General features: G+C 30.8%; 14 protein-coding genes and 1 tRNA gene. 12 read left to right on the forward strand and 3 right to left on the reverse strand.

The annotated features are described in order from the left end of the window. The first annotated feature begins 79 nt into the window (after positions 1-79). Positions 80-1,360: a methionine gamma-lyase family protein gene (locus CLOCEL_RS10225; protein WP_010077000.1), complete on the forward strand. Its 1,281-nt coding sequence runs from the start codon at positions 80-82 to the stop codon at positions 1,358-1,360. 142 nt (positions 1,361-1,502) lie between these two features. On the opposite strand, the gene lexA is transcribed toward CLOCEL_RS10225, so the two are convergent. Further along, entirely contained in the window at positions 1,503-2,105 is a 603-nt protein-coding gene (gene lexA, locus CLOCEL_RS10230) for a transcriptional repressor LexA (protein ID WP_010076999.1), read from the reverse strand. A 257-nt stretch (positions 2,106-2,362) separates the two neighbouring features. Between lexA and CLOCEL_RS10235 the strand changes: the two genes are divergently transcribed. From CLOCEL_RS10235 to scpB, 7 genes are all read left to right on the forward strand, one after another. After that, entirely contained in the window at positions 2,363-2,887 is a 525-nt protein-coding gene (locus tag CLOCEL_RS10235; protein WP_010076998.1) for an NUDIX hydrolase, read from the forward strand. A 57-nt stretch (positions 2,888-2,944) separates the two neighbouring features. Beyond that, complete coding sequence (spoIIM, locus tag CLOCEL_RS10240; RefSeq protein ID WP_010076997.1) at positions 2,945-3,562, forward strand: stage II sporulation protein M; 618 nt, start codon at positions 2,945-2,947, stop codon at positions 3,560-3,562. Positions 3,563-3,878: 316 nt separating this feature from the next. After that, entirely contained in the window at positions 3,879-4,694 is an 816-nt protein-coding gene (locus tag CLOCEL_RS10245) for a purine-nucleoside phosphorylase (RefSeq protein WP_010076996.1), read from the forward strand. Between the two features lie 37 nt (positions 4,695-4,731). Beyond that, the gene (locus CLOCEL_RS10250) at positions 4,732-6,036 is read left to right on the forward strand and encodes a pyrimidine-nucleoside phosphorylase (protein ID WP_010076995.1); all 1,305 of its coding nucleotides are present in this window, start codon (positions 4,732-4,734) and stop codon (positions 6,034-6,036) included. Positions 6,037-6,132: 96 nt separating this feature from the next. Beyond that, positions 6,133-7,344 carry a D-alanyl-D-alanine carboxypeptidase family protein gene (locus CLOCEL_RS10255; RefSeq protein WP_010076994.1) on the forward strand — a complete coding sequence of 404 codons (1,212 nt, stop codon included), beginning with the start codon at positions 6,133-6,135 and terminating at the stop codon, positions 7,342-7,344. Positions 7,345-7,489: 145 nt separating this feature from the next. Continuing rightward, on the forward strand, positions 7,490-8,245 hold the full coding sequence (locus CLOCEL_RS10260) for a segregation/condensation protein A (protein WP_010076993.1): 756 nt from the start codon (positions 7,490-7,492) through the stop codon (positions 8,243-8,245). Continuing rightward, on the forward strand, positions 8,242-8,847 hold the full coding sequence (gene scpB / locus CLOCEL_RS10265; RefSeq protein WP_010076992.1) for an SMC-Scp complex subunit ScpB: 606 nt from the start codon (positions 8,242-8,244) through the stop codon (positions 8,845-8,847). The genes CLOCEL_RS10260 and scpB overlap by 4 nt, the downstream gene beginning before the upstream one ends. Positions 8,848-8,863: 16 nt before the next feature. Here scpB and ytfJ read toward each other — a convergent pair whose 3' ends face one another. Together ytfJ and CLOCEL_RS10275 are read right to left on the reverse strand one after the other, a co-directional pair. Continuing rightward, positions 8,864-9,289: a GerW family sporulation protein gene (gene ytfJ, locus CLOCEL_RS10270; protein ID WP_010076991.1), complete on the reverse strand. Its 426-nt coding sequence runs from the start codon at positions 9,287-9,289 to the stop codon at positions 8,864-8,866. Then, complete coding sequence (locus CLOCEL_RS10275) at positions 9,258-9,893, reverse strand: DUF2953 domain-containing protein (RefSeq protein WP_010076990.1); 636 nt, start codon at positions 9,891-9,893, stop codon at positions 9,258-9,260. The genes ytfJ and CLOCEL_RS10275 overlap by 32 nt, the downstream gene beginning before the upstream one ends. Positions 9,894-9,965: 72 nt before the next feature. Here CLOCEL_RS10275 and CLOCEL_RS10280 point away from each other — a divergent pair, with 72 nt between their 5' ends. The 4 genes from CLOCEL_RS10280 to CLOCEL_RS10295 all read left to right on the forward strand — a co-directional run bounded on the left by CLOCEL_RS10280 (position 9,966) and on the right by CLOCEL_RS10295 (position 13,213). Further along, the gene (locus CLOCEL_RS10280) at positions 9,966-11,024 is read left to right on the forward strand and encodes a D-alanyl-D-alanine carboxypeptidase family protein (protein ID WP_423200000.1); all 1,059 of its coding nucleotides are present in this window, start codon (positions 9,966-9,968) and stop codon (positions 11,022-11,024) included. A gap of 142 nt (positions 11,025-11,166) precedes the next feature. Then, positions 11,167-11,252, forward strand: a tRNA-Leu gene (locus tag CLOCEL_RS10285). 244 nt (positions 11,253-11,496) lie between these two features. Beyond that, complete coding sequence (locus CLOCEL_RS10290) at positions 11,497-12,000, forward strand: RNA polymerase sigma factor (protein WP_010076988.1); 504 nt, start codon at positions 11,497-11,499, stop codon at positions 11,998-12,000. After that, positions 11,993-13,213, forward strand: a complete 1,221-nt coding sequence (locus CLOCEL_RS10295) for an anti-sigma-I factor RsgI family protein (protein WP_010076987.1) — start codon at positions 11,993-11,995, stop codon at positions 13,211-13,213. The genes CLOCEL_RS10290 and CLOCEL_RS10295 overlap by 8 nt, the downstream gene beginning before the upstream one ends. Positions 13,214-13,319 lie beyond the last annotated feature (106 nt).

The raw sequence follows: 13,319 nt of genomic DNA on the forward strand, positions 1-13,319 counted from the left end.
AGTAAAAAGAACAGCAGTGTTGCTTGTTCTTTTTTTATGTGCTAATATATCTAAGGTGCATGAAGGGAGGAAAAGGTTCATGTTAGAAGCCACAAAAGTTAAACTTCAAAAAGAATTCAATATTAAAAAAGAGGCAATCGATCTTTATGAAAAAGCAATACGCGATGTTGAAGAGCAATTTGCTTTTTATGATGAAATTCGAGAATATAATCAGCTTAAGGTACTTAGAGCTTTTCAAGAAGAGAGAATATCAGATAGCCATTTTACTAATAGTAGCGGTTATGGATATGATGATATAGGTAGGGACTCTTTAGATAAGGTTTATGCAAGAATATTTAATACCGAAGCAGCTCTTGTAAGACCACATTTTGTAAATGGTACTCATGCAATTGGAGCAGCGCTGTTTGGTAATTTAAGACCTAATGATACTATGTTATCTGTTTGCGGTAAGCCGTATGATACTCTTCATAATATAATTGGAATATCTTCAAAGAAAAACATTGGATCTTTGAAAGAATATGGTGTCAATTATAAGCAGCTAGATTTGACTGTAGAAAATAAAGTGGATTTAGAAGCAATTAAAGAAACATTAATAGCTGATAAATCAATAAAGTTAGTACATATCCAACGTTCGACAGGTTATGGTTGGAGAAGAGCATTACTTGTTTCAGATATAGAAGAGATAGTTACCACTGTAAAATCTATAAACAAGGATATAATATGCTTTGTAGATAATTGTTATGGTGAATTCACTGATATAGTTGAGCCTACTGATGTTGGAGTAGACTTGGTTGCAGGTTCTCTTATAAAAAATATAGGAGGCGGTATTGCCCCAACTGGAGGATATATAGCAGGAAAAGCTGAGTATGTTAATCAGGCAGCTTATAGACTTACTATCCCTGGGATTGGTGGGGAATGTGGTTCAACCTTTGGTGTTATGAGATCATTATACCAAGGATTATTCTTAGCACCACATGTTACTATAGAGGCTATAAAATCTTCAGTATTTGCTGCTAGACTTATGGAACTTGCAGGGTTTGAAGTTTTGCCTAGCTATACGGATAAACGTAGCGATATAATACAAGCTATAAAATTCAATTCAAAGGATAAGTTAATTAAATTCTGTAAGGGGATACAAAAAGGTTCGCCTATTGATTCCTTTGTAGAATGTGAACCATGGGATATGCCTGGATATGAGGACCAAGTTATTATGGCAGCAGGTGCCTTTGTACAAGGAGCATCAATAGAATTATCTGCTGATGCACCAATAAGGGAGCCATTTATTGCTTATCTTCAGGGTGGACTTACTTTTGATCATGGGAAAATTGGTGTACTTATATCATTGTCTAATATTTTATAGCTATATGTTTCTATTTTTTAATGCAGAAAGTGCGTAAAAAATAAATTTAATACTAAAACATACCCCCTTATAGTAATAATCAAGAACTATTGCTATAAGGGGGTATATAGATTTTAGAACTATTCAATTTTAAAAATAAATTTTATTTATAGTTTCTAAATATCCCTGCAAGCTTTCCAAGTATAGTACAACTATTAACTATAATAGGGGATAAAAGCTTGTTTTCAGGTTGAAGTCTTATATGATTTTCTTCTCTATAAAAAGTTTTAATTGTAGCTTCACCTTCGATCATAGCAACAACTATATCTCCATTGTTTGCAGTGTTTTGCTTTTCAATTATAGCAAGATCACCATCGCGTATTCCAGCCTCAACCATACTCTCACCAGATACTTTTAGCATAAAAAGTTCTTTATTAGATTTTATAAATTGTGATGGAATAGTAAAAGTATCTTCAATGTCTTCAAAAGCTAATATAGGATTACCAGCTGTAACTTTACCTATAATAGGGATAGAAAGCATTTCTACTTTATTCTCTTTTAATAATTCTATAGCTCTTGGCTTTGAAGGATCTCTCCTAATATAACCACGTTTTTCTAACCTCTCTAAATGACCATGAACAGTAGAGGTTGAACTTAAACCAACTGCTGTACATATTTCTCTAACAGAAGGTGGATAACCTCTTTCTGCTGAAACAGATTTTATGTAATTATAAATTTCCATCTGCTTGTTGTTTTTTTCAACCATTATTTTCACCTCTCAATTAATTGAATTATAACATAGGTAAGATAAAATGACAAACTAATGTTCTGTATTTAGTTTAATATAATTTGGAGTTGTTGAAAATTAATACAACATATTGTAAAATTAAGCTAACTACGAAAGAGGATATGATTATATAAATTATTAATATCTATAAAAATCTTTTTATTAGGATAATGATGTCGGTTTTCGGAAACCTATAAAATATGTAGGTAAAATATTTGAATTTATGAGGTGATTTAATGGATTTAGCTGAGAAAACTATTAGTGAAGAAACGATCTATGAAGGAAAAATAATAAAGTTAAGAAAGCAAAAGGTAGTATTACCTAATGGAAACACTGCAGATAGGGAAATAGTTAATCATCCTGGTGGAGTGGCTATTTTAGCTTTTAAAGATGAAAATACAGTGATTTTTGTTGAGCAGTATAGAAAACCAATAGATAAGGTTACACTAGAATTGCCAGCTGGTAAAATTGAAAAAGGTGAGGATATAAAATTAACTGCTCTAAGAGAATTAGAAGAAGAAACTGGTTATAAATCAAATGATATAACTTATCTTGGAAAAGTATTAGCTTCTCCTGGATTTTGTGATGAATATATACATATTTTCAAAGCTGAGAATCTATACAATGGTAAAGCAGGTTGTTTAGATGAAGATGAGTTTGTAAATGTGCATTATCACTCTTTAGAGGAAGTACAAAAAATGATAAAAGAAGGCATTATCGAAGATGCAAAAACAATTTGTGCATTTGGCTATATAAGGTAATAATATTATTTGCTCTAACATAGATATTAAAATATAAAATATGTTAGGAGCGATAATATGGGAATAAAAAAATTTGATGCATATATAAATAACCATATTAAAGAAAATAAATGGTTGTATCTACTTAGCTTATTATGCATTTGCACTGGAATAGTTCTTGGTATATATAGTGTAAACTATATGGATGATATATTAAAAAAACAATTATGTGCTTACATATCAAATTTTTCTTCTGCTAATGATAAAATTAGCAATATGAATGTCTTTGTTGAATCTTTAAAAAATAATATACCTTTTATACTTCTTATTTGGTTTACAGGACTCACTATTATTGGAGTTCCTTTTATACTGATAATACAACTTATAAAAGGCTTTACATTAGGTTTTACATTCAGTTTTTTTGTTAATGCATTTAGGAGTAAGGGGATTTTATTTTCGCTTTTTGGTATATTACCACAAAATTTAATTTTTGTTGGATTGATGATTTTTACATCGGTGGTAGCTATGAATTTTTCTCTTGCATTGCTCAAAGAAAAAAATGCTTGGAGAGTTAATGTAATTAAGAAGATAAATAAATATACAAGAAATTTAATTGTTATACTCTTATTGATGTGTGTAGGTGCATTTATAGAGAGTTTTGTATCCTCATATCTTTTAAAATTAATAAAATTATGAATAAGAATAACTTTATTGCTTTAGTTATTCTTTTCTTTAAATGCTTTATGATTATTTTATTTTTAGGATACATACTTCCAAAAGTTTTTAATACATATTTAGAACATTTTACTGAGAATACGCGGAATGGGGATTTGTTTGTCATCAGTAAGCAAAATAGAGATATAATTAGCTATGTTATATATTATATTAAGAGTTATTTTTATTAATACTATTGATATAGCTGTATCATTAAACTGAAGATTTGAATTATATAGAACTAGATAAGTTACTTAAGGATATACAAATATACTAAAAGGTGAGGGAGCAGTATAAAATGAAATACAATGTAGTAATGGAAAGTGCAAGTTATATAAAGGATATAGTTAATGAAGAATTAGAAATAGGCATTATTTTAGGTTCTGGACTTGGTAGTTTAGCTTCAGAGGTAATTAACGCTAAAGTGGTAAGTTATTCGGATATTCCTAACTTTCCAGTTTCAACAGTACAAGGTCATGCAGGGCAATTTGTAATAGGGGAGTTATGTGGAAAAAAAGTTATCATGATGCAAGGAAGATTTCATTATTATGAGGGTAATCCAATGGCGGTTACAGCATTACCTGTTTATGTTATGAAAGAACTTGGTATTAAAACTTTGATAGTTACTAATGCTGCTGGTGGAGTTAACACTGAATTTAAACCAGGCAACCTTATGATAATAAAGGACCATATAAATTTCTCTGGAGTTAATCCTCTAATAGGAGAAAATGATGATGAAATAGGTCCTCGTTTCCCAGATATGTCCGTAGCTTATTCAAAGGAACTTATTGAAATAGTCAAGAAAGCTGCTAAAGAAACTAACATTGATATGGTTGAAGGTACATATGTTATGATGAGTGGACCGAGCTATGAAACACCAGCAGAAATTAGAATGCTTAGGATAGTAGGTGGAGATGCGGTAGGTATGTCTACGGTTCCAGAGGCAATTGCTGCGTCACATTGTGGCATAAAGACTATAGGAATATCTTGTATAACGAATATGGCAGCAGGGATATTAGATGTACCACTTAATCATCAAGAGGTAATGGAAACTTCAGCTATGGTTAAGGAACAATTCATAAGCTTAATAAAGAAGACATTAGAATTGCTTTAATTCTTATTCTTAATACAGCATATAGGAGATAACTAATATGAGAATGTACGATTTAATAGCAAAAAAACAAGCAGGATTTGAGCTTAGTAAAGAAGAAATCAATTATTTTATTGAAGGATATACAAAGGGTACAATACCAGATTATCAAGTATCAGCACTTTTGATGGCTATATACTTTAAAAAGATGAATGAAAGAGAAACTGCAGATTTGACCATGGCAATGGTAAATTCTGGAGATGTCTTGGATTTATCTATGATTGAAGGTGTTAAAGTTGATAAGCATAGTACTGGAGGAGTAGGAGATACTACAACTCTTGTATTAACTCCTATGGTAGCTGCGTTAGGAATTCCAGTGGCTAAAATGTCTGGAAGAGGACTAGGTCATACTGGTGGAACTATAGATAAACTTGAAACATTTAAAGGTTTTTCGGTTGAAATGTCAAAAGAAAAGTTTATTGAAGATGTTAATAACATTAAGATAGCCGTTGTTGGTCAAACGGCAGATTTAGTACCAGCAGATAAGAAATTGTATGCCCTAAGAGATGTAACTTCTACAGTAGAAAATATTTCATTAATCGCTTCTAGTATTATGAGTAAAAAAATCGCCTCTGGAGCAGATGCAATAGTGCTTGATGTAAAAGTTGGTGATGGTGCCTTCATGAAGAGTTATGAAGATGCTAAAAATTTAGGTGAGGCTATGGTCTCTATTGGTGATAATGTTGGAAGAAGAACAATAGCTGTTATATCTGATATGGATCAACCTTTAGGTTTGGCTGTAGGAAATGCCCTTGAGGTAAAAGAAGCAATAGAAACTTTAAAGGGCAATGGACCTAAAGACTTATTTGAACTTTGCTTAACATTAGGATCTAATATGGTAATGTTAGCGAATGAATCGTTAACTGAAGCAAAAGCTAGAGAAATGCTATTAGAGACGATAACTTCTGGAGCTGCGATAGCTAAATTAAAAGAATTTATTGCTGCTCAGGGTGGAGATGTCTCTTGTATAGATGATATAAACTTACTTCCAAAAGCTCAGCATATAATTGAGGTTAAAAGTGATAAAGAGGGCTATGTATCTAAGATACACGCACAAGAAATTGGAGTAGTTGCTATGAAACTAGGCGCTGGTCGTGAGACAAAAGAAAGTGTTATCGATTTAGCTGTTGGGGTAGTGTTAAATAAAAAGAGAAATGATTATGTAGAGGTTGGAGATACATTAGCATATATCCATGCTAATTCATTAGAATTAGGTTCTAAGCTAAAAGAGGAATTAGCTTCTTGTTATGAAATATCAAAGGAATATGAAGAAAAGATACCTCTTATTTACGACATAATAAAATAAGTTAAAACCAGACACTTTATGTCTGGTTTTTTTGTGATAATTTTAGATATTAAGGGGAAAATAACTATACAACTTTAATTTTTAGGAGGAAGAATTATGAAAGTAAAAAAGAAGAGATTGATAAGTTTATTTCTGGTATTGATTTCAATTTTTCAGTTATTTGTCCCTAAAGCAGCTATAGTAGTTTTTGCAGAAGAGGCAGCTGTTGAAACTAGTGCAGCGAAAGATACTACTGCTATTAACGTTGAAGCAAACTCAGCTTTACTTATGGAGCCAAACACAGGAAAGGTTTTATATGAAAAAAATATTCATGATAAATATGCACCAGCATCAGTTACAAAAATAATGACAATGCTCTTAGCAATGGAAGCTATAGACAGTGGTAGAATCAAACTTACAGACACAATAACTGTAAGTGAAAATGCTAAGAAAATGGGTGGCAGTTCTATGATTTTAGAGACTGGGGAAGTGAGAACTGTAGAAGAAATAATAAAAGGGATTGCAATTGCTTCAGGAAATGATGCTGCAGTAGCTATGGCAGAATACATAGGGGGTTCAGAAGAAAACTTTGTTGTAATGATGAATAAGAAATGTGAAGAACTAGGAATGAAGAATACGACCTTTAAAAATTGCACAGGATTGAGTGCTGATGGACATTTAAGTACTGCTTATGATATATCATTGATGTCAAGAGAACTTTTAAAACACCCAACAATATTGAAATATTCTAGTATATATATGGAGACTATTTCTGAAGGTAGAAAGACTCCAATTGAACTTGTAAATCATAATAAGCTAGTAAGATTCTTTAAGGGTTGTGATGGTCTTAAAACTGGTTTTACAAGTGAGGCAAAGTATTGTATCAGTGCCACAGCTACAAGAGATGGTGTTAGAATGCTTTCGGTAATAATGGGTGCACCGACCTTTAAAGTGAGAAATAGGGACGCTTCTATGCTTATGAATTATGGCTTTTCAAAATTTGAAAGCAAAGTTATCGTTAAAAAGGATGATGAAGTAGATAAGGTATCATTTGATAAAAAAGGTGATAAGTTCTTAATGGCTAAGAGTTGTGATGAAGTAAGGGTAGTTGTTGAAAAAGGTGGTAATATTGAAACAACTAAAAAGATAATCTTAAATGATAATCTTAAGGAAATAAAACAAGGTCAAATGATTGGTAAATGTGAATTTTATAATGGAGATGTACTTGTAGGAACAGTTAACATATATAGTGACAGGGATATTAAAGGTAATAATTTAATAAATAATATCAAGGAATTTTTTACGGGTATTTTTGAACACGCTGTATAAAGGTTTACAAGCTAATAGAAAATCTAATATATAGTTTTTCTCAAACTCACAAATATGATAAAATATTTGTGAGTTTTTATTTTTTAAGTTACATAGTATAATGAGTTAAGAAAAACACTTTATATAAGATATAGGTGGTATAGTAATGGCGTTGAATATTAAACTTGAAAATTTTGAAGGTCCCTTTGATCTTCTATTGCATTTAATTAAAAAGAATAAAATGAATATCTATGATATAAAGATTTTAGATATAACTAATCAGTATCTAGAGATAATACGAACTATGAGCGAAATGGATTTAGAACTTACTTCTGAGTTTATAGTTACAGCAGCAACATTAATTGAAATAAAGTCATCAATGTTGTTGCCTAAGGATAAGGAAGAAGAAGAGGAAGAGGAGGAAAATTCAACTGACAATTTGATTAAAAAGTTGATTCAGTATAGAAAATTTAAAAGTGCCGCGGGGTATCTTAAAGAAAGAGCTACATCCTTTGGACAGGTATATACAAAGAAACCTGAAATAATAGAAGAGAAAAAAGGTGAAGTAAAACTTGAAGATCTTTTGAAAGAAGTAACGATGATAAGTTTATATAATCTTTTTCATCAGCTCATGATTGATTATAGCGAAAAAATGAATCTGCATATCATTGATAAAGAAATAAAGATAGATGTATATAAAGTTGAAGATAAAATGGATATGTTTAAGGAGTTCTTTAAAGTTAATAAAACTATGAATTTTAGTTATATAGTCAAAGGTTATAAGGATAAAATTGAAGTTGTTGTAGCATTTTTAGCTGCTCTTGAATTGGCTAAGTTAAAAGAAGTTAAGATACTCCAAGAAGAAAACTTTAAGGAAATTTACTTAGAGCGAATTACAACTGGAGAGGAAATTGAAATATGAGAGATAACATGAATCAAATTGAATTTATAGACAATGAAGAAGAAAGCAGATTATTTTCAATTATCGAAAGTTTGCTTTTTGTCAGTGGAGAGCCTTTAAATATTAAACAGATTTCAGAGATAATAGAATGTAGTTATAGTAAAACCCTTGCATTATTAGAATCCTATGGTGAGGAATTATCTAATTCAAAACGAGGTATCAAGCTTATGATGTTAGAAGATAATTATCAGCTTGTTACAAAAGAAGAAAATGCAGAATTCATACAAAGATTATTAAAAACAAATAGCAGACAATCTTTATCGCAAGCTGCGTTAGAAACATTGGCTATAATAGCTTACAAGCAACCAATTACTAGAGTTGACGTAGATGAAATAAGGGGAGTTAAGTCTGATAGAGCTATTTATACTCTTGTAGAAAAGAAGCTTATAAAGGAAAGTGGTAGAATGGATATACCAGGACGTCCGATATTATATGCAACTACTGATGAATTTTTGAGGTATTTCCAGTTAGAAAATTTAAAACAGCTTCCTAATTTAGAAGAGTTAGAAGAATTAATAGCTATTGATGCAGATGTTGATATAGATAATGGTGAAGAAGAATAATAAGGTTTAAACCTTATTATTCTTCTTTTGTATTTTTAGTGCTTTCAGTTGCAGATTTGTCTTTATTAAATGTCTTCTTTATGAAATCAAGTATATCTGGTACAGTATCAATGAGTTTTTCAACGCTGTCATTAAACTCTAGAGGCATTAATCTAAATTTATCACCTCTTACGATTAAAAAGCCTACTGGCTTAATGGAAACTCCAGCACCAGAACCACCACCAAAAGGCATAGAGTGAACTTTTTCTTTGTATTCTGGGCAGTGTTTAGTTGAATATTCACCACCACCAGATCCAAAACCTAAAGAAACTTTTGAAATTGGCAGAATTGTTGAACCATCTCCAGTGACAATAGGATCACCAATAACGGTGCTTACATCCATCATTTCTCTTAAGTTTTCAATAGTACATTTAAGTAAATCGTTTATTGGATGATCTTCCATAGTAATCTCTCCTTGAATTTATTTTTGAATTTGAAATTAGAATCTTATAGGCATAAAAAGCTATATATGTAATCTTGGCAAAATTTATAATAAATATACATGAGAAATTAAAAGAAATTTCTTCTTTATTAAAGTTTGGAATTATTTTAAATGAATAATCTTTTATGTGTACTAAAAATTCAAAGAACTTATATATAATACAATGCATTGAACAAATGGACCAGTAAGCCATTGCTGTATTATATGGATCTTGAAGTCCATAATTAAAATTCATATGCAATTTCCTTATAGTAAATACTTTTTTAAACTTTCCGTGCAATTTAAGTACTGTCGGGATTGATAAATTTTCATTAATACGATCCATAATTGCTTTTTTCTTTTTAGATGCATTCTTCTTTTCTTTTTTCTTCTTAGTTTCTATAGTTTCTTTTAAATTTTCATCCTTATTAGCTTTTTTAAGTTTTTTATTTAAACTAATCTTTTTCCCATAAACATGTATTTCTATTGCGTCTTTAGAAAAATTACCTTTAATAATTACGGGAATAGGAAGTAAAAATAAAATAATTAGAAATAATAAAAGATATAGAAAGATTTTTAGTATCATGTTTATTCCTCCATATACAACATTAGATATTATTGCCAAGGAACGATAAACTTAAAACAAAATAATGGTGAGGTGATAGAATTGTTCAAAAAAAAATTTAGAAATTCTTTTCTTATAGCAGTAATGATATTGATATCTATATCTAATAATATTACTGCGTATGGTAAAGTGTTAAGTATTGATGCGAGAGCGGCAATTGCTATGGATGTCAAAAGTAAAAGAGTGTTATATGAAAAAAATTCGGTTAGTTTGATTCCAATGGCTAGTACAACGAAGATAATGACGTCTCTCGTGGCTTTAACTTATGGCAATCTTGATCAAGAGATTACTATTTCAAAAAAAGCAGCAGCAATTAGAGGATCAACTGTAAACTATATGGCTGGGGAGAAGGTGACGTTAAGAGAGCTTTTATATGGATTAATGCTGAGATCTGGCAACGATGCAGCTATTGCTATAGCTGAAGGAATAGCAGGGGATGTAGATTCTTTTTTAGTGCTTATGAATGAATACGCAAATCTTATTGGTGCTACTAATTCTCATTTTGAATCTCCTCATGGTCTTGATAGTAATCAGCATTACACAACAACTTACGATCTAGCGATTATTACGTCTAAAGCTATGGAAAATAGAACTTTTAGAGAAATTGTAGGATGTAGATCTATAGAGAAAGGTGCATCTGGATTTACTCGTGGTTATAGCAATATAAATAAAATACTTTTTTTGCATGGAGATGCTACAGGTGTTAAGACTGGTTATACAGGCCAGGCAGGAAAGTGTTTAGTGTCTTCTTTCAATTATGACGGTAATGATATAGTTGTCATTGTATTAAATTGCAATCCAAGATGGGGGGAAACCTTAAAGATATATAATCATGTTAAAGACAATTATGAATATAAAAAACTTTGCTCAAAAGAAGATGATATTGCTATAATAAATACGAAAAAATCTAAATATAAATTATTTCTTGAAGAGGATATGATTCTTCCAATAAAAAGAAATGCTAATTTTGCTCTCAATGTTGTTAAACCTAAGTATGTAAAAAAAGATACTGGATACTATGGTAGAATAGAAGTGATTGAAGAGGGGAAAATGATATTTAATAAGGAATTACTAAAAGAAAAAATTGATTAGCTTATAAAAGGAAAAACTTTTTTAAATAAGAAGCGTTATATTACTAATATTAAATTTTTATTGACATTATCCAGAACCTTTGCTATACTATCACATGTGGAAAGCATGATGCGTAAATAAATACGTTTGAAACTTATATTATGCCGCTGTGATGGAATGGCAGACGTGGTGGATTCAAAATCCTCTGGTAGTGATACCGTGCCGGTTCGAGTCCGGCTAGCGGCACCATAGAGTTTGATAAAAATAGCTATAGATTTAATTATCTATAGCTATTTTTGTGTTTAGTTTGTTGAATACATATAAATACAAGACTCGAAAAGGTCAGTTGAAGAATATAAATTAAATATAATTTTTACGAACAGCTGTATTATTTATAGCTGCTTTTCTTATATTAAGAACATATAAAAATAATTAAAATATAGTGCAAGGATTTATGAGATTGATTCGTGTTATAAGTGAAAGGGGATTTACTATGGATGAAGTGGCATTAGACGAGGCTATATTAAAGACAGATGATATAATTGAAGATCTTCATAAATATGCCGATATGGTTAGAAGAATTTGTTTTATCTATCTTCGTGATGAAGCTGATGTAGAGGATGTATTTCAAGATGTCTTCTTGAAGCTTATGCAGAATGATAAGGTTTTTAATGACGAAGAACATAAAAAAGCATGGATATGTAGGGTAACGATAAATAAATGTAAGGATCTTTGTAAAAGCTTTTTTAGGAAAAAGGTTTGTTCCATAGATGATATAGAGTTGCCTTTTGAAGATAAAATAGAAACTGATGTGTTATTAGCTGTTTTGTCTTTACCTGCAAAATATAAATCTGTTGTCTATTTATTCTATTATGGGGGATATACTGTTCCTCAGATATCAGATTTATTGAAAGAAAAAGAAAATACTATTTATTCAAACCTGCACAGAGCAAGAAAATATTTAAGAGAAAAGCTTGGAGGAGTAGATTATGAATAACAATATTAAGTCTGCATTGGACAAGATTAAAGCTGAAGAAGAATTAATTAAAAAAACTGAAGAGTTTTTAAAAAGTAACATTAAGTTAAAAAACTATAATAATCAAATGACAATGAAAAGAGGGGGAATATTTGATATGAAGAAAATTACAATTGCAGCTTGTTTAGCATTATTAGTAGGAGGGTTATCATATGGTGGGTATAGTTATTATAATGATAAAACACCAGTGGCGTACTTAAGTTTAGATATCAATCCTAGTATTGAACTTGCGATCAATGATTCTAATGAGGTTGTTTCTGCTACAGCCTATAATGGAGATGGCGAAACTGTGCTTGAGGGAGTAGACGTAGTTAATATGGAGGTTAAAGATGCGGTAAATGAACTTGTAGTATCAGCGTCGGATAATGGATTTATTGCTGATGATGGTTCTACTATTATATCTGTAACTTCTGAAACGGACGATACCACATTAGGAGAAGAATTGACAAATGAGGCTGAGGTAGCAGTTGAAGAGGCTATAACTGAGACAGAAGATACTGCAGTTGTATATAAGGATAATGTAGCTTTGGCAAGGAGAGACGAAGCTAGAGAATTAGGTATTACTCCAGGAAAACTAAATTTAATCCAAAAACTTATGGCATTAGATCCAACTATTACTGTTGAGGATTACAAAGAAACTAAAGTTACAAATATTATGAAAAAGGTAGTAGAACTTAAGAAAAGCCAAAAGGGTAGTAGTGATGCAACTGTAGAAGAGAGTACAGAATTATCGGAGGTTTCAGATGAAATAGAAACAGCTGTTGCAAAAGTAGAAGAAAACTATAATAAAAAGACTAATAAAAAAATTGAAACAAACAGTGGGGAAGAGATGGAAAAATCTTCAGATGATACAGCAGCTACTGATTTAAATGATAAAGCTAAGAAGGATAAAGTTAAAGAAAATAATATAAAACAAGAAAAAAATAATACTGAAGTTGTTTCTCCTACAGAACAACCAGAAGATAATACGCCTATCGGTGAACAAGTAGATAAAAGTAAAGGAAAAAAAGCTGAAGAAGCTGCTCCGGTGGTAGAAGGTACTGAACCTGAGTTAACGGTTGATAAACCTCAAGCTTCTGGAGAGATAGAAAAAGGGAAAGCTAAAGAGAATAACGGGGTAACAAATGGTAAGGTAAGTGATACTCAAGCTGCTACAAATAAGAATAAAAAATAGAATATTAGAATAATAAAGCCTTCAGGAAGATATATTTTTATAACCTGAAGGCTTTGTTCTGAACTTTAAAGATTATTTAATTAATTCTAGCTATAGAAAGCTATTC

This window comes from Clostridium cellulovorans 743B, from assembly GCF_000145275.1.
GTDB classification, from domain to species: Bacteria; Bacillota; Clostridia; order Clostridiales; family Clostridiaceae; genus Clostridium_K; species Clostridium_K cellulovorans.

What these genes read in the sequence shown, in the direction of transcription:
- CLOCEL_RS10225 (WP_010077000.1), top strand. Translation starts at nt 80, where the DNA reads ATGTTAGAAGCCACAAAAGTTAAACTTCAAAAAGAATTCAATATTAAA.
- lexA (WP_010076999.1), bottom strand. Translation starts at nt 2,105, where the DNA reads ATGGTTGAAAAAAACAACAAGCAGATGGAAATTTATAATTACATAAAA.
- CLOCEL_RS10235 (WP_010076998.1), top strand. Translation starts at nt 2,363, where the DNA reads ATGGATTTAGCTGAGAAAACTATTAGTGAAGAAACGATCTATGAAGGA.
- spoIIM (WP_010076997.1), top strand. Translation starts at nt 2,945, where the DNA reads ATGGGAATAAAAAAATTTGATGCATATATAAATAACCATATTAAAGAA.
- CLOCEL_RS10245 (WP_010076996.1), top strand. Translation starts at nt 3,879, where the DNA reads ATGAAATACAATGTAGTAATGGAAAGTGCAAGTTATATAAAGGATATA.
- CLOCEL_RS10250 (WP_010076995.1), top strand. Translation starts at nt 4,732, where the DNA reads ATGAGAATGTACGATTTAATAGCAAAAAAACAAGCAGGATTTGAGCTT.
- CLOCEL_RS10255 (WP_010076994.1), top strand. Translation starts at nt 6,133, where the DNA reads ATGAAAGTAAAAAAGAAGAGATTGATAAGTTTATTTCTGGTATTGATT.
- CLOCEL_RS10260 (WP_010076993.1), top strand. Translation starts at nt 7,490, where the DNA reads ATGGCGTTGAATATTAAACTTGAAAATTTTGAAGGTCCCTTTGATCTT.
- scpB (WP_010076992.1), top strand. Translation starts at nt 8,242, where the DNA reads ATGAGAGATAACATGAATCAAATTGAATTTATAGACAATGAAGAAGAA.
- ytfJ (WP_010076991.1), bottom strand. Translation starts at nt 9,289, where the DNA reads ATGGAAGATCATCCAATAAACGATTTACTTAAATGTACTATTGAAAAC.
- CLOCEL_RS10275 (WP_010076990.1), bottom strand. Translation starts at nt 9,893, where the DNA reads ATGATACTAAAAATCTTTCTATATCTTTTATTATTTCTAATTATTTTA.
- CLOCEL_RS10290 (WP_010076988.1), top strand. Translation starts at nt 11,497, where the DNA reads ATGGATGAAGTGGCATTAGACGAGGCTATATTAAAGACAGATGATATA.
- CLOCEL_RS10295 (WP_010076987.1), top strand. Translation starts at nt 11,993, where the DNA reads ATGAATAACAATATTAAGTCTGCATTGGACAAGATTAAAGCTGAAGAA.